General features: G+C 58.7%; 15 protein-coding genes. 12 read left to right on the forward strand and 3 right to left on the reverse strand.

The window, feature by feature from the left end; genetic code table 11:
* Nucleotides 1–307: 307 nt before the first annotated feature.
* The 6 genes from TSACC_RS03820 (at nt 308) to TSACC_RS03845 (ending at nt 10,921) form a co-directional block, all read left to right on the forward strand.
* The gene (locus tag TSACC_RS03820) at nt 308–3,202 is read left to right on the forward strand and encodes a hypothetical protein (RefSeq protein ID WP_153811241.1); all 2,895 of its coding nucleotides are present in this window, start codon (nt 308–310) and stop codon (nt 3,200–3,202) included.
* Between the two features lie 14 nt (nt 3,203–3,216).
* The gene (locus TSACC_RS03825; RefSeq protein WP_153811242.1) at nt 3,217–3,963 is read left to right on the forward strand and encodes a hypothetical protein; all 747 of its coding nucleotides are present in this window, start codon (nt 3,217–3,219) and stop codon (nt 3,961–3,963) included.
* A gap of 8 nt (nt 3,964–3,971) precedes the next feature.
* On the forward strand, nt 3,972–5,957 hold the full coding sequence (locus TSACC_RS03830; RefSeq protein ID WP_084400161.1) for a glycoside hydrolase 5 family protein: 1,986 nt from the start codon (nt 3,972–3,974) through the stop codon (nt 5,955–5,957).
* Nucleotides 5,954–7,795, forward strand: a complete 1,842-nt coding sequence (locus TSACC_RS03835; RefSeq protein ID WP_075078066.1) for a hypothetical protein — start codon at nt 5,954–5,956, stop codon at nt 7,793–7,795. Before TSACC_RS03830 ends, TSACC_RS03835 begins: the two co-directional genes overlap by 4 nt.
* Nucleotides 7,796–7,886: 91 nt before the next feature.
* Complete coding sequence (locus TSACC_RS03840; RefSeq protein ID WP_439959641.1) at nt 7,887–10,232, forward strand: family 78 glycoside hydrolase catalytic domain; 2,346 nt, start codon at nt 7,887–7,889, stop codon at nt 10,230–10,232.
* Between the two features lie 68 nt (nt 10,233–10,300).
* Nucleotides 10,301–10,921 (forward strand): D-sedoheptulose-7-phosphate isomerase, encoded by a 621-nt coding sequence (locus TSACC_RS03845; RefSeq protein WP_075078068.1) that lies wholly within the window; start codon nt 10,301–10,303, stop codon nt 10,919–10,921.
* A 32-nt stretch (nt 10,922–10,953) separates the two neighbouring features.
* Here TSACC_RS03845 and TSACC_RS03850 read toward each other — a convergent pair whose 3' ends face one another.
* Entirely contained in the window at nt 10,954–12,054 is a 1,101-nt protein-coding gene (locus tag TSACC_RS03850) for a serine hydrolase domain-containing protein (protein WP_084400163.1), read from the reverse strand.
* Nucleotides 12,055–12,321: 267 nt separating this feature from the next.
* Here TSACC_RS03850 and TSACC_RS03855 point away from each other — a divergent pair, with 267 nt between their 5' ends.
* The 3 genes from TSACC_RS03855 (at nt 12,322) to TSACC_RS03865 (ending at nt 17,579) form a co-directional block, all read left to right on the forward strand.
* Nucleotides 12,322–13,722, forward strand: coding sequence for an MFS transporter (locus tag TSACC_RS03855; RefSeq protein ID WP_084400164.1), 1,401 nt, complete (start codon nt 12,322–12,324; stop codon nt 13,720–13,722).
* Nucleotides 13,723–14,014: 292 nt separating this feature from the next.
* Nucleotides 14,015–15,958 carry a beta strand repeat-containing protein gene (locus TSACC_RS03860; protein ID WP_084400165.1) on the forward strand — a complete coding sequence of 648 codons (1,944 nt, stop codon included), beginning with the start codon at nt 14,015–14,017 and terminating at the stop codon, nt 15,956–15,958.
* Nucleotides 15,959–16,121: 163 nt separating this feature from the next.
* Nucleotides 16,122–17,579, forward strand: coding sequence for a hypothetical protein (locus TSACC_RS03865; protein ID WP_075078071.1), 1,458 nt, complete (start codon nt 16,122–16,124; stop codon nt 17,577–17,579).
* A gap of 61 nt (nt 17,580–17,640) precedes the next feature.
* Here TSACC_RS03865 and TSACC_RS03870 read toward each other — a convergent pair whose 3' ends face one another.
* Nucleotides 17,641–20,538, reverse strand: a complete 2,898-nt coding sequence (locus TSACC_RS03870) for a glycoside hydrolase family 2 TIM barrel-domain containing protein (protein WP_237763895.1) — start codon at nt 20,536–20,538, stop codon at nt 17,641–17,643.
* A 112-nt stretch (nt 20,539–20,650) separates the two neighbouring features.
* Here TSACC_RS03870 and TSACC_RS03875 point away from each other — a divergent pair, with 112 nt between their 5' ends.
* On the forward strand, nt 20,651–21,694 hold the full coding sequence (locus TSACC_RS03875; RefSeq protein WP_075078073.1) for a LacI family DNA-binding transcriptional regulator: 1,044 nt from the start codon (nt 20,651–20,653) through the stop codon (nt 21,692–21,694).
* Between the two features lie 36 nt (nt 21,695–21,730).
* On the opposite strand, the gene TSACC_RS03880 is transcribed toward TSACC_RS03875, so the two are convergent.
* Nucleotides 21,731–22,486 carry an NAD-dependent epimerase/dehydratase family protein gene (locus TSACC_RS03880; RefSeq protein WP_075078074.1) on the reverse strand — a complete coding sequence of 252 codons (756 nt, stop codon included), beginning with the start codon at nt 22,484–22,486 and terminating at the stop codon, nt 21,731–21,733.
* 503 nt (nt 22,487–22,989) lie between these two features.
* Between TSACC_RS03880 and TSACC_RS03885 the strand changes: the two genes are divergently transcribed.
* Entirely contained in the window at nt 22,990–23,418 is a 429-nt protein-coding gene (locus TSACC_RS03885; RefSeq protein ID WP_075078075.1) for a hypothetical protein, read from the forward strand.
* Nucleotides 23,419–23,438: 20 nt separating this feature from the next.
* Entirely contained in the window at nt 23,439–24,581 is a 1,143-nt protein-coding gene (vccC, locus tag TSACC_RS03890; RefSeq protein WP_075078076.1) for a Verru_Chthon cassette protein C, read from the forward strand.
* The last annotated feature ends 1 nt before the right edge of the window (nt 24,582 follow it).

Below are 24,582 nucleotides of genomic sequence, written 5' to 3' on the forward strand. Positions count from 1 at the left end.
TGAAGGACAGACGGTTTTTGAAGGTACACTACAAACCGCCGAGAGCGGAGAGACTCTATTATTCCGCGAGACTTTTGTGAAAACAGGTGCGGAGTCCGCGACGCTAACAGTCAGCGTTCATGCCTCCAAACCAACTCGGCAAAAGGCGCTTTGCTTGAATTTTCTGTTCGGAAAGGAATTTCGGGGACGAACTTTTCTTTTCGATGGCGAGCCCGTGGTAGTCCCCGAAAAGGTGGATAATCCCTGTTTGTTCTTCACTCCGCACGGAAAGGGCGTCTCTCAAATAGTTATTCCTGGGGCCACGCAGATGTTGACGCTTGGCGGCGGCGCCTTCGATGTCCTCTTTTGTCAGTATCCCAATGGACAGGTATCCCTTCGCCTCTTTTTGGTGCCGGCCAATACAGAGGTAACCGACGGGGAATTGCGCGTTGAACTCTCAGCAGCTCCCTACATGACGACGCCTGTGGACATTCGCGCCGCCGCCAACAGGGCCTTTCACGACGAGACTGCCGATGACGAACGGGGCGGCTGGACTGATCAGGGTCCCAAGAACGATCTTCGTGTCTTGCCGGTGGGAAAACGGTCTTTCGGTAACGTCCCGTTCAACATCCTCGACGCATCGGAAAACTCGGGCCGCTCTTGTCTGGTCCTGGGATTGAACCGTCAAAACCTTCCGAAGAGCGCGGAGATCCCTCTGGATGGTCAAAAGTTCTCTTATCTGTATCTGCTCCACGCCTCGGCATGGACGCCTCGGGGGACCGGCATACTGTGCGGAACCGTGGCCGTCGATTACGATGATGGCTCCCGGCAGACATTCGATGTCCAGAGCGGACGGGATATTGGTGATTGGTGGGACCCGGTCAGCGGTCAGAATTCGGCAGTCGTCTGGAAGGACAAAAATGCGGGCGGACTTACCGTTGGGCTCTATCTAAGCCGCTTCCGTGTGAAGGAGCAGGGAATATCACGCATCACGTTAACCCCGGCCGGTGACAGCGTTTGGATGATTGCGGGCATGAGCGGTGTGAAAGAAGGCATCATTCCGGCCATGCCGAATGATACCGATGTGCCTGTGACGATCGTCATGCGCGAAGATGACGATTGGAAATCGTTTACCTTTGAGAAGGACATCGTCGCAGGGAGCGCGCTGGATTTCTCATTCCTGCAGGATGCTCCCGCTGGCAAGTACGGCCCCGTCATCATAAAGGGGGGGAGGTTTGTCTTTCGGGATCGCCCCGACCAGCCGGTGCGGTTCTTTGGAACCAACCTGAACAGCGAAATCGTTACCGGGCTGACTAATGAAGAGTGTGAAATCATTGCCACCCGTATCGCCGCCCTGGGGTACAACGCCATACGCCTGCACCATTTCGATGATACTCTGATCAAGGAGGGTGCCACGCAGCCCGAGTTCGACCCCAAACGACTCGATCGTATGGACTACCTGATATCCTGCCTGAAACGCAGAGGTATCTATCTCGTCACAGATCTCTATATCTCGCGGTTAAAGGGATTCCCTGAGAAATATTCGGATATCACCGAGGTAAAGTTTTCTGCCGCCTTTATTCCCGAGGTTCGCGACAACATCAAGGCTTACGCGAAAACTCTGCTTGAGCACGTAAATCCCTATACAGGCCTGGCTCTCAAGGACGAGCCAGCCCTGGCCACGTTGTCGATGATCAATGAGGATGCTCTGGCAACCCACTATACGATAGACTACCTCAATCGCTATCCCCGCCTGCGAAAAGCTTTTGACGAGAGTTTTGCCATCTGGTGTGCGGAGAAAAATGTCCCTGTTCCAGATACTCCCGCCAAGGATCCCGAGTTGCTCACCCGGTTTCTCACGGATCGTCAAACCGCTCTCTATGCCGATCTCAGTGCCTTCGTGCGATCACTCGGGGCCATGAAGCCGCTCACGGATATGAGCCATCGGGCGCTGTATGTAATGGCGATTCCCCGAAACACCTTCGATTTTGTGGAAAATCATGGTTACCATGATCATCCCGAATTTACCGGCACCGCTTTTGCCAGTGATACGATCAATCACAACAAAAGCGTGCTTGGCGACCTCAGCGAGCTGCTCCGATACGGCGTTCCTCGAATCTTCGGAAAACCGTTCATGCTTACGGAATGGAATTTTTGCTATCCGAATCGATATCGCAGCGAATCCGGGCCCGTAGTGGGCGCATATGCGGCGTTACAAGATTGGGACGGGATTTTTCGATTCGAATATTCCGGGATGAAGGTTACTGCCTTTGGTCAGACGCACACCTGGTCCTTCAATACCGTGTGCGACCCGCTCCAGCTTCTGTCCGAGCGGATCGCAGCGCTATTCTTTCTTAGACAAGACGTCAGACCGGCGAGCACGCGAATATCTTTCGCCGTCACCCCCGAAGTCTGGAAGTTGCCATTCACTCACGACTACCTCCGTTGGGAGACTCTTAAAAACGCATGGTTTCCCAGTAATTTCGCTGAGCTGGGAACATTCGCCCAGATTGGAAGTAACCTGGTTACCCCGGAGGTGACTTCGATTCCCGCGGAGGCGGCAGTGGCATTTGAGGATATCAAGCCCTTGAAGCCAGCGATACCGGTCGTGCCAGCTCAAGGCGATTTCCTCAGGGGCCTTGAGCAGGCTGGAATCATAGATGCCTCCGCGATTCGGCCTGACCAGGGGACATTCGCGAGCGAGGGTGGGCAGCTTTTTGCCGATGCGAAGCAACTTTCGTTCCGAGCCGTCACTGCTCTCAGCGAATGTCTCGTGCAAGCCGGTCCGGTCCAGCACGGAAATGCGCTCGGCGTAAAGGACAACACGACCTTCTCGACAGTGTTTGCCGGCAGTCTCGACGGACAGCCGCTGATGGATAGTCGCCGGGTGCTTGTTCTGCATCTGACGGACTTGAGCAACTCGGAGGAAAAACGTTCTGAAATTCGAGGCAAGCTTATCTTTGCGCGCGGATCGAGCAAATATCCGCTCCTCATCCGGCGCGGCACCGCCGAGATTTCGTTGAAAAACCGCAACTCCGGCACTCCGAAGATCTGGGCCATCGATGTCACGGGGCGGCGTCTGCAGGAAGTCGTCTTCCAGGTTCGCGATGGTGAGATCGTCTTCGTCGCCACAACGGCAATGAGTGGAATCACTCCGATGGCTTACGAAATCACCTGGCCGGCTCCTGCGGCATCGCAGGAAACCGCCCAGTCATCGCTCTAGATTTTCCAGTTATTATGAAAAAAACGCTAATACTTATGTTTGCGGCCGGTGTTTTCTTGTGCGGTCGTGCATCCGCTCAGCAGGTCCTGGGGAACGGTCGTTTCGAGAAATGGAGTGACCTCAGCGGCACGCCGCCTCACGGGCAGGCCCTCGGCTGGGGCGGGTCCACTCCCGTGCAAGCGCCAGCTCTGGCCGGGTCGGGATTCTCCGCCGTGCTGAAAGGGGAAACCATGATCTACCAGTTGCTGAACGCCGCCCCCGCGTTTCCCGCCGATTTTCAAATAAGTCAGACCATCGTGGTCATGGAGGGCGATGGGTGGCAGCAGCCACTATGGATCACCCTCCAGGAGACAGGGCCTGATGGTGAGGCGGCGGAGAGGCATGACTGGATCCAGCTTCGCGTGGCGGGATCGGGCGGGGTATTTTCGATCGAGGCCAACACCGGCGCTGCGGGAAGCGCGCGCTGGCAAAGGATCGCGCAAGAGGTTGTCGATGCGTCGGTATACGATCAGGAGAAGAACAAGTTTACGACGAAGAAGCCCTTTGTGATTACCATCAGCCGTGATCCTAGTAGCGATTCCTATACGGTTTCCTACAGAAAAATCGGAGAAGCTCCTGTGGAGATCCCGAATATCACGCATTTCGCACAGCCTTCGAACGGTTCCGGCAAACTCGCCTTTGTCTCTTACTCGGGTGTCGGCTCAGATACTCAATATTTGGCAGCCGTCGGTGGCGTCGAAATCGTCACAAAAAAGCCCTGATTTCCGCCATGTCTTCTCTTATCGATCCGAGTCAGCTGGATAAAGATGCGGCTCTCTCCACGGCGGAGTTTCTGGGCTCCGGGATCTTGACGACCGGTGCGAACTACTGGGCCTCGCACGCCGGGATATTCATGTGGCAGGACTGGCGGCCCGATATTGTCCGTGAAGATATGCGGTTGCTATCGGGCGCAGGCCTGCAAATCCTGCGCGTTTTCCCGCTCTGGTCGGATTTTCAACCCATTCACTCGCAGCGAGGTTACCATGGAAACCACATCGAGTTTCGCCTGGGCGAGGACCCCTTGCCCGATAACGTCGCGGTGGCCAGCGGTGTGAGTGAGGAGATGCTTGATCGATTCGGCGTGCTTGCCGACCTCGCCGAGGAGTTCGGGTTGCAACTGATCGTGGGCCTCATCACAGGGTGGATGAGCGGACGCTTTTTCGCGCCGCCCGCGCTTGAGTCGCGCAATGCAATCACCGATCCGCTTTCCATTCGGTGGCAGGTGCGCTTCGTCAGCGCACTGATCCGGCGATTTGAGACCCATCCGGCCATCCGGGCATGGGATCTTGGGAATGAATGCAATTGCATGGGACCAGCCGCACGTGACCAGGCTTGGTTATGGACGGCCACCCTGGCCAACGCCATTCGGGTGGCAGATCCAACTCGCCCGATCATCTCAGGCATGCACAGTCTCGATGCCGATCCAACCAAGACGTGGACCATCCGGGATCAGGCCGAACATACCGACATCCTCACGACCCATCCCTATCCTTTGTTCACTCCGCACTGTCACCGCGAGCCATTGGATACGATGAGGCCGCTGCTTCATGCCTCCGCCGAGACGTGCCTCTATGCCGATCTCTCCGGAAAGCCGACCTTTGTTGAAGAATTCGGGACTTTGAGCCCGATGGGTTTTGGCGAGGAGGCTAGCGCCGCGATGGTGAAGGTGCGGATGTTCGATCTTTGGGCTCACGACTGCCGTGCGGCACTTTGGTGGTGCGCGCATGATCAGCGGCATCTCACCCAGGCGCCCTACGATTGGCTGGCAGTCGAGCGCGAATTGGGGCTCTTCCGTGATGATGGTTCGCCGAAACCGGTTCTGGATGCTCTTTCCGAAGCGCACACGTCGATTAACAGCCTGCCGATTGACCGGCTTCCCCGTCGCCGTACAGAAGCGGTTTGTCTTCTCACACCGGGCCAGGATAATTGGGGAGTCGCATACAGCACGTTCGTACTTGCGAAACAGGCGGGCTTTGATTTGACGTTTCACTACGTTGATCGCGCATTGCCCGACGCCGGATTGTATCTGCTCCCCAGTATGAAAAGCTATTCCGCGCTCTCCCGCGGCAGGGAACGCGAACTTTGGGAAAAGGTGGCGGCAGGCGCGACGCTCTATGTCTCCTTTGATGCAGCAGGATTCCTTTCCGATTGGGTGGGAAATTCCGGGATAGAAGTCCTCAACTCCTCGGAGCGTGCTGGAGAAAGCCGTTTTCACCGTGCGAAAGATGACGTTCCGTTTAGCCTGGCTGCGGCGTGGCGCATACGAGTCAGGACGTCCCGCGCACAAGTACTGGCGTCGGAGAGCGACGGGAATCCCGTGTTCCTTGTTTCCGAATATGGAAAGGGACGCGTCTATTCCCTCATGCTTCCTCTCGAGGCCTCCGTCGCGGTCGCGCCGGAAGCTTTTTTACCGGAAACCCTGCAACCGTTCTGGGAACTCTACCGGGACTTCGCGGACCACGCGCTGGCGTCCCGGGTGATTCGGAAAAACTCTCCCTGGCTCGGCGTGACCGAGCATCCCGACGATGATGATGGAGTGATTGTGGTGTTTATCAACTACTCACCTTTGCCGATGGAAGACGAAGTTTCGGTCGCACCCGCCTATCGATGGGCGGAGACGTGGCTGGGATCCGAGCCCGTATCGTGCGGAAAAAATCGGTTGCGTCTGCAGATCCCGCCGCATTCCACGGTCGTAGCTCGAGTCTCCTTGCGTTGAAGACCCTGAAGACAACGCGGGGAGGCAAGGCTGTCGCTCCGGTGGTGGATATTTTCCCGCAAATAGCCGTCGGATACCATGATCAATCGCGTGTCGCCGAGGAAATGCGGCTGCTGCGGGATCTCGGATTTGAAAGAGTCTATTTTGTGCTCTGCAATCCGGGGTATCCGACGTTTTCAAATCCGCTCCTCTGTTTACATCCTCCGGATAGAGCGGGATTCGAGAACCATGCCTTTCGATCGCTGGTGGCACTGGGAGATCCCAATTTCGTTTACGTGCATGAATGCCATCGTCACGGAATGGAAGCCTTCGCCGTTCTCAAGCCCTATGAAGGCGGCGGCGGCTCCACGGTTCCCCATGGGGCGAGGCTGGACTTTGCCTCCATGCGGGAGGAAACCATCGGAGGCGAGCGCATCGGGTTCGACGCTCTTTTAAGCCGGCGTCCAGACCTGCGGGTGCAACGGAAACCGATTCCAGACTATGAGCGGCTCCTGGCTCAACCGGTGACGGCAATCTCGATTTGTTTCTGCCTGGATGAAATCCCTGGCATCCAGCCCGCCCGTGAAGGGCGCGAGTTGGCACCGGCTGGTTTCAAACTTTTCGTGAGCGATGACAACGGCCGCTATGTGCCATATGACGGTCCGTGCTCGATCAGCGACACGATGGAAAGGCGCTCAATCGCCGACGCGAATGGAACACCGCTGTTTTCGACACCACGCGACTGCCGCGTGGTCACGTTCTCGAACCTGAAGATTTCCGCCTCCGCTCGCTACTTCGCGATCCTGATCGACGCCGGGGAACGGTTGTTCACCATTCCACAGTCGATGATTGTCCTGCACGGCCCCGAAGGAGACATCCCATCCACGGCAACAGCGCAGGTCCGCGCAGGAGGCAATGGGATCGAAGCAAAGAAACCTCCTGAGGAGCGCACCTGGGGCATGGAGCAGATGCCTCGGATATTGAAGGACGCCGAGCAGGCTGCCACCGAATTCTCCACTTGGGGCTTTGAGTTTGACTGGCATGGGAGCGGGTTCTGGGGACCTGGCTGGCAGGACGCCTGTGTCTACGGCATCGCGCGCGGGAAAAATCTCTGGATGAAAGGCACTCCTTGCGAAGCCTATGCGGAGGTGCGGGAATATTGGAGTGACTGGGTGCAAAAATGTGTCGAGATGGGATACGACGGCGTGGACATTCGCCTGCAAAATCACTCGGGAATGGTCAGTGATTACGCCGACTATGGATACAATGAGCCTCTAGTTGAAGCCTACCAGAAGCTTCATGGTGTGGACATTCTCACCAGCCAGGCCGATCCTCTCGAGCTTATGGCCATTCGCGGTGATTTTTTCACCGAGTTCGTCGTGGAGGCGGCGGAGATCCTTCATGCCGCAGGGCGCCAACTCCAGGTGCACCTCCGGCATTGTCACGAAGCGCCGCGCCTGAGTTCCGATTTCAATGAACTGGGATTTTGGGCCATGCCAAAAGTGTGGCTGAGGGACTGGCGTCGGATTGTCGATCTGGCAGATGAAATCACCCTCAAGGACTACCATTTCAACGTCTACAACCATCAAGTCGCCGCTGGCATCAAAGAGTATGCCCGATCGAAGGGGAAAAGGGTATGGGTGCACTGCTACATTTCACAGGGGCGCGAGTTGAACGAGCCCTTTTTGCGCAAGGTTGAAGCGGACGCCAACGTGTCGGGAGTGCTGCTTTACGAAGTCGCCCATTCCGATAACAATGAAGTCAATTTCGGCTTGATCGAACAACATGGTCCCGTCGGCTATAACGTTCCGGCGGCGACTGAATTGAAACGGCTTCTTGAGCTTTTCGGATATCGCTGAACTCCCTATGGCACGTCCACGATTGGAGCGCTCTGAAGGCGCAGCTCTTCAATTCCCTGTCGACAAAGCGAAGCGCGAGACCGCAGCGGACATCTTCGGCCAGTCGCGGTGGATATGGCCAAATCGCCATCACTGGGATATCGCTAATAGCTACGCCCTTTTTCGGAAGTCATTTCAACTCGGGGCGCTCCCACTTCAAGCACCCCTTTTCATCACGGCGGATCAGTCCTACCGCCTGTTTGTGAATGGGCAATTCGTCGCTCGCGGGCCTGCTCGCGGCGTGCAAAGTCACTGGCCTTACGACGAGATCGACATCCGCAAGTACTTGAAGAAAGGGCGCAACGTCCTCGCGATCCGCGCCTACAACCCGGGAAGGAGCACCTATCAATATCTCTCAGCCGGATTTGCAGGGCTTCTCGTAGCCGCCTCGTGGGGGAAAAATCACATTGTCAGCGATGCGACCTGGAAGTCCATCCGCCAGACAAGCGCCCGTCGGGACACGATTCAGGCGAGCATGCAGCTCTTCAATCAGGAGCATGTGGATCTGCGCCTGGAAACAGGGGATTGGACCGCAGTTGATTTCGATGACAGTTCGTGGGAGGAGCCGACTTCGGATAGGGTTTGGAACGGTGGGCCTTGGTATTCCCTGGAGCCACGAGAGATGCCGATGTTGAGGGAGGAAGAGATTCCGCCAGGGAAACTGATCGGTTCAGGCCAGGGTCCATGCGCAGCTGGCTATCGCGACGTGCGGGATGTGGTGGCCTTGCGTTACCAGGAGGACCGAAGTCACTCGGCAACGTCTTCTCCGGCGGAGTTGATAAAGATATCGCCTGTCCCTGCCGGCGAATTCCGGAGTTATCTCATCGATCTCGGAAAGACGGTCGTGGGTAACTTCACTTTTGAGATTCATAACTGCCGGGGCGGGGAGATTATTGACACTCACTACTCCGAGACGATTGACCAGAATACGCTGACTCCGGATCTCGTGCTGTTGAATCACTGCCGGAACTCCATTGGGGACAGACTGGTCTGCCGCCCAGGTGACGCGGTACATGTGTTTTATCACCACTACGGATTTCGCTATCTCGCGATTACCGTCAGGGACAGCGCGGTCGATTTTCAAATCGCACTCCGCTTTCGTCGGGTCGGATATCCGCTTCAGCGAAATGGAAGTTTCCTGAGTTCAGACTCCGATTTGAATAGGATCTGGGAGACATGCGCCTGGACCCAGCAGTGTTGCTCTCTCGATGCCTATGTTGACACCCCATGGCGTGAGCAAGCTCAATGGTGGGGCGATGCGCGGGTCCAGGCATGGAACACTTTCCATCTCGACGGGGATACCCGGCTTTTTCGCCGGGGCATCCGCCAGATCGCCGAACAAACGACACCAGATGGTCTGACCTACGGCCATGCGCCCACCATGGCGCACGAGTGCGTGCTGCCGGACTTTACCTTGATCTGGATGCTCACGATCTGGGACTTTTACTGGCAGACCGGATCGACAGAGCCATTTCTTTCCCACGAAGCCCAGATACAGAGAGCGTTAGCTTACTTCCGCGGCCGGGTGGACGAGAGAACCGGCCTGATCACTTATGATGAACGTTATTGGCTGTTCCTCGACTGGACCGATATTTACCGGGAGGGATCTTCATCTGTCTACAATCTCTGGCTTCTCCTCGCTCTTGAAAAGATGGCGTTGCTCTATCGCAAGACTGGCCAGCGGCAGAAGGCGGCTGCTTTGGAGAGCTGGGCGGGGGAGCTGCGGCTGTCTCTGAGTCGCTTGATTAACGACAGGGGGTTTCTTTGCGATGGAATTGACCGCGACGGGGAATTGATCCGGAAAAGCGGCATTCACGCCCAAACGCTTGCCTTGATGGTCAAACTCAAGGGGATCAATCAGAAAAGCGTGATCTCCGATCTTCTTCTCCCGTTTATTCAGGGTAATTCGGCACCGGCATCAAAGCCTTCGGCGTATTGGATCACCTATTGTTTCTCGCTGCTGTCCGAGATGGGCTGCGGAGCCGAGATCGTCGAGTTCATCAGGAAGCACTGGCTGCCCATGGCCGACCACGGAACGACTTGGGAAGACTTCCAGCCGTGTCGTGGGGAACAAAGTTTCTCTCATGCCTGGTCAGCTCATCCTCTCTATCATCTGATGCAAACCGTGGGAGGTATCACCCAAAGCGCGCCGGCCTGGAGGGAGGTTATCTTTCGCCCACTATTTCATGACAAAAGCTGCCGTACGACCATCCCCACTCCTCACGGCAACATTCACTCCCATTGGCAAAAATGCGGAGATTTGGTTGAGGTGGAGCTGGTTCTTCCCGAAGGAATTTCTGCTCGCGTCGTCCTGCCGGGAGTAAAGAGGCAGATCAGCAAAGGAACCTCCCGCTGGCAAATTTCAGGCCGGAAACAAGCATCTCATGGCTGCAAATAGAGTCTCCACGATGAGTGTGATTTCCTGGGAGCTTGAAGGCTCATAAAGCACGTCGGGGCGATCCAATCATGTCTTGTCATTTTCAAACCCTCTTCCAGCGATATCCGGCTCTCGACTGCTGTCGGAAAGACATCCTGCAGGCATATGACCTTCTGTCCTCCTCGTTTAAGAAGGGGGGAAAGCTCATGCTTTGCGGCAATGGCGGCAGCGCGGCGGATTCGGACCACTGGGCCGGAGAGATGCTGAAAGGGTTCGGTCATCCCAGACCCCTGGCTGAGTCGGCCAGGCAAGGGATGCCGCCAGCGACGGCCGCGAACCTCCAGTGGGCATTTCCGGTGATTCCTCTCACTTCCTTTCCGGCCTTCTCCACTGCCTTTTGCAACGACGTGAACCCTGCTTATGTCTTCGCTCAACTGGTGTTGGCTCTCGGTCGGGAGGGCGATGTGCTGGCAGCTTTGAGCACCTCTGGAAATTCCGCCAACGTATGCCGTGCAGCTGAAGTTGCACGCGCACGAAAACTACCCGTCCTTGCGCTGACCGGCCAGACCGTCGGCCAGCTCCAGGAACTGGCCGACGTCTGCATCTGCGTGCCGGCAACGATTACTCCGCACGTCCAGGAGTTTCATCTGCCGATTTATCATTGCCTCTCGCTCATGCTGGAGGAGGACTTTGTGGGATTTTGGAAATAGCTCAACTGGAGGGGCAGATCCCCGCCAGGGCTTCAGCTCCGGGGTGTTTCAGAGAGAGCCTTGAAGACCCCATCAAACAACGCCACGTCGATGACCTTGTCTTGTGCCGTCCGGACGATGACCAACTGCCACTCCGGGACGATGATGCAGATATTGTTGTTGTTTCCCTGTGCGGCGAAGGTGTTGTCCGGTGCGCTGGGCCATAGCCTCCGGCCGGTCGAGTCCACGCCGTTGGTCCACCAGCTTAGCCCATAGCGTCCCGGGAGTTGGTGATACCAGTCGGCCGGGTCGTGCATGGGAGTGTGCGGCGAAACGCGCGCCACGCAGGCATGCTCGATGTACCGCTTGCTGATCAGTTCGCGACCATCCCATTTCCCGTTATTGGCAAAGAGCCAGCCCAGACGGGCGAGGTTTTCCGCTGTCATGTACATGCCGTTTTCCGGCATGCCTGCACCTCCATTGATGGGTAGTCCATCCCGGGTGTTGACGCTTTTCCATTCCCAGCCTGCGGGAGACATGCCGATGGGATCGGCGATGCGCCGCCGGAAGAGCTCGCTGAGCGGTTCGCCCGCAATCCGTGTCAGGATGTAGGCGAGGAGATCGAGCTCCTGGGAGTAATGCATCGCGGCGCCGACGGCGAAATTCGGAGGACCGGGATCGAGTGAAAGCGCCTCGAGGTGGATTCCACTGGTGAAGGTCGCCATGTGTCGCAGAGTGACCTCGGGGTAATCCCTCGCAAGGCTGGGAAGATAGCGAGCTGCCAGATCATCCGGGGAGCACCTGCCGTCGTCCCAGAGCAGGCCGAGACAGATGCTGTTTATGGACTTGGTGCAGGACCAGACATGCCCCTTGTGGCTGACGTTTTCTCCCGCCCACAGGAGATAGCCGCGGTGAACGATCATCGTCCCGGAGTTGCCTTCCGCGCCGACCACGCTCTGCAGGACTTCCAAAGCCTTCCGGACTATCTCTGGCGGAATGACGGGGGCGTCGGGCGTCGGGGTGATCCATCGTCCGGCGGGAAAGACAGGGTTGGATTGTCTGGCTGCAAGGTAGGACGGGAGAGGGCGCATGAGCGGAGGCAGAGCGGAAGCGGCGACGGTATCAGGCGAGTCCGGGAGGCGTGATGACATCATGGGGGACGGGCCGTTGGAATGATGTGGTTCTTTCAACTTCGGAAAATAACTTGCAATACATCAAACCATTGATAACAGGTAAAGGCAAGCTGGAACTCCGGTCTGGCTGACGGCGAATTTCACTTAATGAACCTCTCCTTCCAGTCCCCCCTCATCTCTCCAGCCAGCCGCCGAAGAGAGAAGCAGGCAATACTATCGTGCCTGATTGGTGCTGCGATCGGAGGCTTCGTGGACGGGAAGATGGCAGTCGGCAGATTGTCGATGTAGATGGCGGGCGAACCCAAAACGATGCTGCCGCCGGATGAGGCCGCGGCCCCGGACAAAGGGGCGAAGCTCTGGCGCGTAGGCACCCTGGTCTACACCACCGGGGGGCTCGTCGTCCTCTTTATCTGGCTGCTGGGCGGTGACTTTGCCTGGGCGATCAAGGATCGCTCGGCGAGTCAGATGGTGCTCCTGATGCTGAAGAAATTCGAGGCGTCGGACTTCCTTGCCGGGCTGCTGGTGGGTTCCCTGCCGCCTGCGATCGCGATCATCCTCGGGCCGATCATCAGCTACAAATCCGACCGCCATCGGGGGCGCTGGGGACGGCGCATTCCGTTCCTGCTCATCCCGACGCCGATCGCGGTCATCTCCATGGCGGGCCTTGCCTTCAGCCCGATGATCGGCACGCATCTCCATGAGATCCTGGGAGCGCGGTCCCCCGGGGCCAATACGCTCGTGCTGCTTTCCTTTGCCGTGTTCTGGATGCTCTTCGATTTTGCCAGCATCACGGCCAACTCGATTTTCGGAGCCCTGATCAACGACGTGGTGCCCGTCGCTGTACTCGGCCGCTTTTTCGGGGCGTTTCGCGCCCTGAGCCTGATCGCGGCCATCATTTTCAACTACTGGCTGCTGGGGAAGGTCGAGGCCTATCATGTCTGGATTTTCCTCGGGATCGGCATCCTGTTCGGGATCGGCTTTACCCTGATGTGCGTGAATGTGAAGGAGGGGGAGTATCCCCCCGTCCCGGAGGTGCCCGAGGGAGGCGCCACGGGATTTCTGGCAGCGTCCCTGGAGTTTCTGCGCGATTGTTTCGGGAAACCCTACTATCTGCTGGCCTTTGTCACCATCGCGGTCCCGGCCATCGCCTTTTTGCCCGCCAATCTGTTCAATATCTTCTTTGCCAAGAGTCTGAACATTCCCATGGATGACTTGGGCAAGTGGTCGGCGGTGATGTATTTTGTGTCCTTTGTGATGTCCTATCCCCTCGGCGTCTTGGCCGACCGCATCCACCCGCTGAAGCTCGCTCTCGCCACCCTCGTGATCTACGGGCTGGTTTCTCTCTGGGGCGGATTTTTTATCACCAATCAGACGACCTTTTTTGTCGCTTACCTGGCCTGTGGGATATTGGGCGGAGTGTGGGGGACCACCACGGCGTCGCTCGCGCAGCGGCTCTTTCCGCGAGACAAGTTTGCTCAGTTTCTCTCTGCGGCAGGTATCGTCACCTGCGTCAGCCAGATCCTGATCGGCCCGGCGCTCGGGGTGTTTCTCGATCTTTCCGGCCATGTCTACCGCCATACCTATCTGGTCGGCTTCGGCCTTACGGTGCTGTGCCTGCTGTGTGCGCTGAGGTTGTTCTCCATGTTCCAGGCGCTCGGTGGCCCGGCAAACTATCAACCTCCCCGCTGACCCCGTAGCGGCGAATTCCGCCTTACGATGCACGCTGAACGTGTCTTTCTCCCCCATGGCACCCACCTGGCCGATGCCAACGCCATCGCGTGGCACCCCGCTGAAAAGACCCCGGGGGGAATCGCTTTCGAGCCTCAACCCCGGAAAGCACTGCGTAAAAGGATGATATGCATCTGACTCCCAGTGCGGATCGTTACTTTTGAGAACATCAAACCTTTTCCCTTGACCTTCCTTTTCTCGACATCTAACCTTTGATCTCGACAGCGAGATTTCACCCCCACCGCTTATTACGATGACCACAAAATCACACTTCCCCCGCTTCGCTCGAGTGAACCAGTTGCACTCGGCGATCGTTGAGCGAATCTCAAAAGGCGTTCTTCTGGCCTGCCTGCCCCTCGGGCTAGTGGCGCAGGCCCAGGCCACTGAGATTCAGAAGGCTAATAATAGCAATGCTCTTAATCTCACTAGCTCGTGGGTTGGAGGAGTCGTTCCCGGTGCTTCGGATATCGCCTTGTTTGACAGTACAATGACGTCCACACGGTATACGGCCATCGGCGGAAATGTGAGCTTTGGCGGTATCAAGGTGACTAACCTTGGGTCGGAACAATACCTTAACGCCACTGCTGGAGCCGCGATGACGCTGGGTTCCTCCGGTATTGATATGAGCGCGGCTACGGCAAACCTGACGATAGGTGCCGTCATGGACCTGAGCGCAAGCCAGACGTGGACTGTCGCTTCAGGCCGGACTCTCTCTCTCGGCGGCGCGAGCGTAGGCGCAGGTACGATCACCCTGACCGGTTCGGGTACTTATTCCTTTACTGGGACTAGCACGGTTACTTCCGGCACTTTTGTCTCGGGCCCGCTGGGCTTGGGCACGGTCAATCTTGAGAATGGTATCCACCTTTCAGCCACTAACAGTCGGGTGATTGCCAACGCAGTAAATCTCAATGGCAATATCAGCGTGGATATGGCATCGACCAATCTATTGACCTTTAGTGGTGGAATGAATGTCGGGTCCGGCACCAGGACGATCACAATCAGTAACACCAATGGAAGCGCCACGTCCCCATCGCTCGCTTTTGGCGGTGGACTGGGATCAACGTATTCCCAAGTCACCGGAAGCGGCGTGTTGGTCTTCAAAAACGGAAATGCCTCAGAGACCCCGATGGTTTCGGTACGTCTCGGCAGCGGAAGTACCAACGACTATACGGTGATCAGTTCGGATATCACGATCGGCAGTGGGGTTTCGCTAATTACTACTTTGTCCAACACTCTAACCGCGAGCTCGGATGTGACAGTCGAAACGGGGGGAATATTGAACCTGAGCAACAATGGGGGATCGTCAGCGTCTCAAACCATTGGCTCGCTGTCTGGCGGGGGAATGGTTTTCAACGGAACGACCAATACTACAGGGACTCCGTTGGCCACGCTCACGATCGATGGCGGGACTAGCGTATCCCGCACCACGTTTTCCGGCGTGATCCAAAATGGCACCCTTGGCAACGTAGCGGTCGTAAAAACTGGCTCCAACACGCAGGTGTTTTCGGGAGCAAATACCTATCTCGGCGCTACTACGATCAACGGTGGCACTCTGTTGATTGACGGGACGCACATTCAGGCCCAGGCTCCCGCAGCTGGACTTAATATTGTGTCTTCTTATGTTGTCAACTCTGGAGGGACGCTGGGCGGCACGGGGCGTATTTCCATGTTTAACACGACGGCCAATAAAAATGCCGTGGCCGTCGCAACAGGCGGTACCCTGGCTCCGGGTGATGGCGGCACCGGTACGCTCACTCTGGACGGAGCGAATTTTTCCGGATCCGGTTCCCGCGTGCTGAATATGGCCTCCGGAGCCAAGTTCTCCTTTGACCTTGCGGGTGACGGGACGTCGGCGGATCAAGTGGCCTTCTGGAACTACGTGAACGGTGACTTGGGGCTCAACAGTAATGTGATTAATCTCAGCATCACCGGCCCGCTCGTCGAGGGCACCTATACCGTATCGCTCTTCAAGTTCTACAGCGACTCCGGGACGACGCTCACGACCAGCGGCATCACCAGCGGTCTGACCATCGGTACGCTCGACTCCTCTTTCCAGGGTACGCCCACGCTGACCTACAACTCGGCGGGTGGAACGATCGATCTCACGTACACTGTAGTGCCGGAGCCGTCCACCTGGGCGCTGGTTGCTCTGGGTCTTACCTCGATCCTCGTGCTGCGTCGTCGCAAGGCCTGCTAAGGCCGGCGACATCGCTGTCCGGGCTCTTTGGTCCCGACTTCACTCAATATGCAGGCTCTCCGATCCCGCCTCGGGCTCTCGGTGAGCCTGTTTGAGTTTTCGGACCCGCGTCTCCACGCTGGCTCACGATCCTGCATCGCAGAGAACCTGTTCCTGAATGCTTATGAAGATCCTCCCTCTCTTCGCCCTCCTGCTCGTCACCCTTGAAGCTTCTCCTGCGGCGACGATGCGGCGGGAGATCAGTCAATATGGGATCACGTGGACGTTTGACCGGGAGTATCCGGCGGGTCAGTTCGTCACCGGAGACTGGTGGGTGGTGGGGCCGGTGAAAGTGGTGGCTGTCCAGCCGCCACCCGGACCTGTGGAGGCTCATGGAGGGGAGTTCAAAAGCCGTTATGGCGCATCGGCGGTGGTGGATGATACGCGTATGCGCAATGGCTCCATGATCGTGTTGCGGCCAGACAAGGACCAGGGCTTTGATTCGCGGCTGAAAAACTATAACCCGGAGCTGTCGGTCAGTTTTCCGCTCGATCTCGGCGTGAATCGCTCGCTGATCTCCACGATCAGCAATGAGACGCTGCCCGTGCCGGTTCTCCATGAGGCGCTGATGTGGACGAGTGAAAAGCAGTCGGCGCTGGTGTTGAAATCCGCCGCAGTCCTGACCTGCCTGGCCGAGGAGCCGCCGAAGGACGCATTTCGTCCGCCTTATGCCGGCACGGAGAAACCGATCTTTGAGGCCAGCAAGCTCCGATGGGATCGTCTCCCCTCGCTCAAGCCTGTGGGCAATGTCCCGTCGTGGGAGCAGTTTGAAAGATACTTCGCCCGCCCGTGGCTCGATCATCAGGAGAGCTGGCTGTTGCAGCACACGGGGCCGAGTGAGAATCAGGTGAACTACGGACGAGAGTTTTCCCGACTCACCTCGATGGCGAGCCTCATGCTGATGCTTGACGTGCCGCGTGAGCGCAAGGAGAAGCTGCTCATCGGCTTGGTGCAGTTTGGCATCGACCTGCACGGCCTGGCGGAGACGGGGAGAAAGTGGTCCGCCGATGGCGGGCACTGGAATGGTCGCAAGTGGCCCATCCTTTTTGCCGGGCTCATGCTGGACGATCCACGGCTGGCCAAGCTTCCCGAGGGTGTTGTCTTCTCCGAGGATCAGCAGATGTATTACGGCACGGGCTGGTGCGGCCAGACGGCGCTCTACCAGATCGTCTATCACACCGGCGCGAAGCCGCCTCATGAAGAAAAAGCCCCGGAGACCTGGGACAAGGTCGACAAATTAGGCGAGGGCTATCGCATCACGGTCTCCAGCGGATTGCCGGGCACTGCGCTCGCTGTGCAGCTCATGGGGGCGAAGGCGCTTTGGAACCACGATGCGTTCTTTGATTACTACGACCGCTGGATGTCTGCCGACGATCCCTATGCGGCCAAGCGCAATGGCATTCCCCGGCCCAAGGAGGAGGGGCGTTCGCTGGACCCCTTTGTCAATGCGATGTGGACGGCCTACCGGGATAAGGTTCCTGTGCAAGGCGGAGGAAAGGATAACCTGCGCTGGGTCTGGCAGGATGGCGGGCGGCAGGGCGGTTTCGTTCCGAATCCGAAAGGTGAGAGTGCCGGTCGCTGAGGCGGAGGGCGTCCGATCCATCCGGAATCCGCCATCGTCCCGACCGATCCGGGGCTGATGCTCAGGCCAGCCCGGTTCGGTCAATACACCGGCGGAGAAGCCGGTGCTCATTCCCGGGACGGATCTGGCTGCCGGCGTAGTTGAGCAGGTTGCGCAGGAGCTGCCGGGAGAGCGGTGATGTTTCCAGGGTCTGGAGCAGGTTGAGGTGGGAGATAAAAAGCGTGCCCCGACCGATCGGAAGGCGATAAACGGCGGCTCCCCAGAAATACGTCGCCGGGCGAGTCCACATATTCATCGAGAATGCACCGATCTCCACCGTGCCACCTGCGGCGGTGACGTCATCTGCATTGTCCCAGCGGTCGCCGAGGATTTCCGAGTAGAGGCGGCCGGCCACGCAGGGTTCCCCCAGGCCGTCGAGAAGCGGGGAGCGCTTCAGGTAGGTGCTGGTGCGCATGACGGGCTGGACTCCGACGAACTGCGGCAGGAGCCAGCGGTAAAGCATCGGGGTGTCGGGGTTGAGAATCACGGCGGCCCCTCCGGTCTCGACGATGTTGCGGAGCTGGCCGAGCAACTCCCAATGGGAGTTTGCCGATGAGGCGATGGCGTTCCACTCCAGGAGCACGACTTTGCTCTTGTCGCGATGGTTGTTCCCAAACGGCTCGCACTGCACCTTGCAGGCGCGGAGCAGGTCCTCCGTGGCTGGACTGGCGAGGCGTCCCGAGATCTCGATCTCCGGGCGATCTGTTTCGTTGATCACGCCGATTTCCCGCGTCTGGCTGGAAATGGTCCGGTCGCCACAGCGCAGGGTGGCTTCCAGCCGATAGATGCCCGCCTCCTGCATGGGCTGGAGGATTTCCACCCGCGCCGTGCTTCCCGGAGGAAGGACCGTGCGATGCGATTGCGCTTTCCCGGATGGCCGGTGGAGAGTGATTTCCAGCTCTCCGCCTGGGACGGGTTTGTCGTCGCTTACGATCCGGACGGTTGCATTGAGTCCCTGCCCGGTGGCCAGCCAGGTCGGAGAAGCCTCGATCCCGATGGCGGGATCGGCGATGGCGGAGGAGAGTGCTTTGAGCAGCGGCTTGGGGCGGCGCCAGAAGTCCAGGACGCCAAAAAGCTCACCGCTGGCATCGGCCAGCTGGCATAGGCAGAAGCCCGCCACGTTGGGGTTGTTTCGGATGGCGATCGTGATGTCCGCCACCTCTCCGGCCCGGGCATGATTGACGGCGGTGATCCAGTTTTCAACGGAGCCAAACTCCTCTGCCAGTCCCGCCGCTTCAAAGCGCTGGCGGAGGGAAGCATAAAAATCGCGATGGAGACGCCAGTCCTCCAGGCCGGTTTCCTGCTCCTGCCGGGTGTAGGCATCGAGCACGCGCGGAAAATCCGGCGGCGTCTCAGCGGCGCCGTACTCGGCCAGGAAGAGCAACTGATCGCCGGAGTCGAGCCGGCCGTAATGTTCCACCGTGTCATTCGTCGGCGGCAGACTGCAGTAAACGTGGACATCCGTGAGCTTCTCGACGACATCGGACTGCGGCGAAAGGAAGCGGGATGAGTCCATGCGCGAGGTGTCATGGATCATGGTCTCGGCTCCCTGCACGGAGGCTCTCGCATAGCCGCCGGAGGTGTCTATGACGAGGCGGCTGGGATCGCTGGCGCGGGCGACATGGAGCATTCGCTCGGCGAGATCCCTCATCTCGCCCGGGGCATAGCCGAGGAGATGAAAGGATTCGTTGAACAGCCCCCACATCACGATGCAAGTCCGGGAGCGGTGCGCGGAGATCAACGCCCGGATTTCCCGGGCGATACGGCTTTCGGTCCGGGGGCCGTTGGCGATCCATCCGATGGGCGGCTCCATCATTACGAGGATGCCGAGGCGATCCGCGATATCGAGATACCACGGTTCCGCAGGCCCGAGATGGATGCGGAGAAAGTTGAGGCCCGCCCGCTTCAGGGTGATGAGTTCACGCGCGGCCAGCCGCCATGAGGCGGGTCCGGCGAGTCTTCGCGGGTAGGCGCGCTGCTGGAGGATGCCCTTGAGAACGATCGGCCGGCCATTCAGGTGAAACTGGCGGTCCCGGATGGTGAACTCACGAATGCCGAATCGCCGATGCACGATATGGGTCGAGTGCCGGGTGGAGATCGAGGCCCGGAGATCGTAAAGCACCGGGGTGTCGGGAGTCCACTCTGCCAGGCCGTCGATACGCAGGGAGAACTCTCCGGAATCCGCTGCGTCGCCAGAGAGCACTCGCTGGCCGATTTTCAAAGTGCGCCCGGATTTCGGTTCGATGACTTCAAAGAAGAGAGAGACATCCTCGGATTCCTCCCCCTTGCCAGCAGTCCATGAAATATCCAGGCGGCTGTTTTCAAAAGACGGGGTGACCGCAAGGTCGGTGAAATGCACGGGCGGCAGTATCTCCAGCCAGACCTTTCCCCACAGGCCGCCGTAATTGTAATACCAGCCTGCTTTTCCGACCGGAAGGTCGCTTTGGTTGAGGGGAGCGCCGCTCCGCAATCCATCCACCTCGTGGTTTTGCGGGGGATTGATCACCCGGACGACCAGGTGATTTTTTCTTCCGGGGAGGAGCACGTCGCTGACGTCGAAGGAAAAGGAATCGCTCATGCCCTCGTGCTCGCCGATCTTGCGACCGTTCAGCCAGCACTCGCACCAGTAGCTCACCGCTTCAAAGGTCAGCATGGAGACACTGTTCTCCGTCGCAGCCGGGGCGGTGAATTCCTTCCAGTACCATCCGGCTCCGTCATAGCCCGGCTCCCAGTATTCCCACGGCATCCCTGTGGTGACCCGGCGGGTTTCCGCAGGCGGGGCCTCCGTCCAGCCGCGCTGCCCTCCTTGATTTTCCGGATCAACCGCAAAATCCCAGAGCCCGCCAATCTCCCGTTTCAGGGCGTGAAGTTTTTCCGACGATTTCGGACTCGAGGAGAGAACTGAGGTCACTGGCGACATGGGAAGCCTGAATGTAATCACACGTGTGATGATTTTCAATGCATTTTTCCCGTAGAAGAGGGCGCTCATCTTGTGTTTGACCTATCCCCGCCGGACACCAGAACATGACCGCATGGTTTCGCTGAAACGCATTGCGGCTGAGTTGGATGTTTCCTACAGCCTCGTCTCCAAGGTGCTCAATGGCAGGCTCGGCACGACGGGGGTGAGCGCGGCCACGCGCGATGCGATCCAGAAGAAAGCGAAAGAGCTTAACTACGTACCCAACCGTCTGGCGGTGGCGCTGAAGGCGGGACGCCGGGGAGTGGTCGGGATTTTTTTCCACCACATGGGAATCCCGGGGAGTGATCTGAGCGATCGCTTGCTCAAGGGCCTAGTCGACGGACTCGAGCAGGGTTCATCCCGTATGTGGCTCCGGTACTTTACCACCGACTGCGAATTCCTCGATGCCTGTGACTCCCGGCTCAGGAATGAGGTGGACGGGCTGATCGTCGCCGGGGTGTATCACGCGGGGCTGACGGAGCGCCTGCGCGAGCTCGAGCGCCTGGGCGTTCCCGTGGTGACGATGTTTGACAACGAGCCTGCCCCCTCTGCGGACAATCCGGTCACGCGGGTGCAGGTTTCCTATTTCTCCCATGGCTATGTGCCGACCAGGCATCTGCTGGACCTGGGCTGCCGGCGGCTCGCCTGCCTGGATACGGACCAGAGCCGGACGAAGGGATTTTTGCAGGCTCACAAGGATGCCAAGGTGCGGGTCGACCGGTCCCTTGTCATTCCGTCGAAGAAATTCCTGAAAGAGGACGGGCGCAAAGCGGCCAAGGCCCTCCTTGCGGCGGGCCTGCCCGTGGATGGCATTGTGTGCCAGTCCGATGCGCAGGCCAATGGTGTGATCTGCGAGTTGATCCTGAAAGGCGTCAAGGTGCCCGAGCAGGTCAAGGTGACGGGGGTGGATAATTCCCCGCTCGCCGAGGAATGCATCGTGCCGATCACGTCGATGACATCGGAGGTTCGCAAGGCTGGCTTGAAGTCCGTGGAGCTCCTCTTTCAGCGTATCGAGGGCGTCAAAGTAAAGTCTGTCCTGATCGAGCCGAAGCTGGTGGCGAGAAACTCCACCGGGGAAACTCCCGCCAGGTCGCTGAATCGGGCTGAGTTGGAATAAGCGCTCCCGGGATGTGAATCCGCCGGGAAGCGGATGCTAGTCGACCGGGAAGGTGTCGAAGCGATACTCCGGGAGCCAGGATAGCTCGGCTTCCGTGCGGGCAACATCGGTGCGATCCTTCGCGCCCGGGCCGGCCACGAGGTAGTAGGACTCGCAGCCCGCCTGTCCGGCCTCGAAGGCGGCGAGGGCGGCTCGCCCGATGTCGCGCGGGTCGATGAACTGCCAGTTCACGCTCGGGCGACGCACGCCGTATTTGTCCTCGAGATTATCCCCGAGGCAGATGTAGGCGGGACGGAGGATGGTGATCTCAAGGCCGGCGCGGGAGTGGTAATACTGCGCGGACTGCTCCTGCAGGACCTTGGTGAGCCCGTAGATGGAGTCGGGTGCGAAGGGGGTGTCGCGTTCCAGGAACGTTCCTGCCGCGAGAGATTCCTGCACCACCGAGATGCTGGAGATGAGCACGACGCGCCTGACGCCGTGGCGCGCGGCGGCGTCGAGAAGCATTGCGGCGCCCTGCACATTGATGGCGAAGGGCAGTTCCGGGCTGTCATAGACCCCGGGTTGGCGCGGAGCCATGTGCCCGATCACGAGACCGGATACGCCCTCCATGGCGGCATCCACCGCCTTCGCATCCGTGACGGAACCCTGGATGGCGGTGGGATCGGTGTCGGGTACCCGCACGTCGAAGGGAACGGCCTCGTAGCGGGAACGCAGGACATTCACCAGGTGATGGCCGAGAAAGCCGCAGCCCCCCGTGACGAGGACGCGGGAGCCGGAGGAGAGGGAGGGCATGGACCCAAAATCTCACGCGAAAATCCGTGGAGTCAATTTTAAAATATCAAACATGTGATTAAACGGCGCGCGGCATCTCGATTGACCGGAAAAAACAAATTTATCCGGTGCGCAGATGACTTCGTTTGAGGGAAGAACGGCAAGCCGGACTCGAGTGCATCTTCGGCGCATGAGCCGGACTCCGTGACTCCCGGCAGAAGGGTGTTGTCGCCGGGAGCATGGAACCCATTTCATGCTAGCAATCCGCCATGGTTTGCGAGGGTGCAGCCGACCGAAAATCGAAAGATGGCAATTCCCCTGCGGAGGGCTTATTCTTGGACCGGAGAGCCGCGCAAATGAAGACAGTGGCAAGTGAGGCCCCGAGGGAACATTTTCTTGACAATGCTTACATGGTAAATACGTTCACCCTTAAATCACATGTTTGATATGGGGCTTCCGAGCCCCTTTCGTTTATGACGGTTTTCCCCCAGTTTCCATATCACGGACGCAAAAGCTGTCTCCACATGGTGATCGCCCGGCGGGCGTTTTCGCTCGTCGAGGTGGTGCTCGCCACGGGGCTGGTGATGTTTGCGCTCCTGGTGATTTTTTCGCTAATGCCAGCGGGTCTGGCCAGCCTTCAGGAGGCGAATCGCCAGATCGTGGAGACCGAGGTATTTGCCTCGCTCGGTGCTGAGCTAACGTCCACTCCGTTTGCCACGCTGGACTCGTATGTGACGAAGAGATTTCCCCTCTATTATGATCGCGAGGGTGCGGAGCTGACGAGCTCCAGCAACGCGGTGTTCACCGTGCGGTGCGATTTGAAAAACTCTGCCAACCCCGGGGCGGGCGATTTGCGCTGGGCCACGGTGTCGATCGGCTTTCATCGTGATCCCAGCGACACCACGGTCAAGGCAGACCGGCGGACTTTTCTGCTGGTCAACCGGGGATTCTAGAGATGAGACATCGGTGGTTCATGGCCCGAGCAGCGCGAGCGTTTACGTTCATTGAACTTTTGGTGGCGATCGCAGTGCTTATGATCGTCATGGTGGTCTTGTTGCAGATCACGGGAAAGGTGGGGGAAATCTGGCGATCGAGCAGCGGCAAGATATCAGCGTTCCAAAACGCCCGCGCGGCCTTCTCGACCCTGAATCTCCAGATCTCCCGAGCCACCCTCAACGCTTACAATGACTATGTGGACTCGTCCGGCCAGGGGAGGACGGAGGCCAATGCCGGGACATTCGTTCCCACGCGATTTGCCCGCGCCTCCGATCTCCATTTTCTCTCCGGGCCTGCGGCGCAGATCGTTCCGGGAGCCGATGCGGCCGGGAATCCCGGGGATGCGATATTTTTCCAGGCTCCGCTGGGAGAGACGGACGATACCCAGCTTGCCAGCCTGAATCGCGCGCTAAACTCGACGGGCTTCTACATCCAGTATGGCGAGGCGGATGCCTCGCTGCTTCCGAACTGGCTGAAATCGCTCTTTCCCTCAGACAAGCGGTTCCGGCTGGTGCAGTTTGTCCAGCCCACCCAGGAGCTCGGCATCTACACGGCGACAGCGGCTGGCTCGTATCCCGCCGCGCCCTCCAGCACATCAAGCTGGCTGTCGGCTTTCAAAACCCCGGTGACCGCGCAGCAGCCGCGAGCCCGCGTGCTGGCCGAGGACGTGGCGCTCCTGATCATCCGGCCCCGCCTGTCCCCCGGGGAAGAGGAGGCTGTCGCCGGATCGCTGGGCTCCACCTACAATAACACGACGCGCGGCTCGATCCTCTCGCCCAACTATCATTATGATTCCCGCGCCTGGCAGAGCGGGTATCCCTCCGGTCGGGTGCCGTCGACCGGGTCGACATTGACTCGTCCCCAGCTCATGCGCAATCAACTGCCGCCCATCGTCGATGTGGCGATGGTCTGCGTGGACCGGAGATCTGTTGCCCGGCTGGGCAACTCCTCGTCCACTCCCCCGGCGGAGTTGAAGGTGCCGTCCACCCTGTTCACCGACAGTTCCAGGCTCGACGCCGATCTCGCGGCCTATAGCCAGCAGCTGTCGAATGCCAACATCCGTCACCGGGTTTTCCGCAGCGCGGTCGAGATCCAGGGCGCCAAGTGGTCCAATAACTGAT

Origin of the sequence: Terrimicrobium sacchariphilum, from assembly GCF_001613545.1 — a bacterium.
Classification (GTDB): domain Bacteria; phylum Verrucomicrobiota; class Verrucomicrobiia; order Chthoniobacterales; family Terrimicrobiaceae; genus Terrimicrobium; species Terrimicrobium sacchariphilum.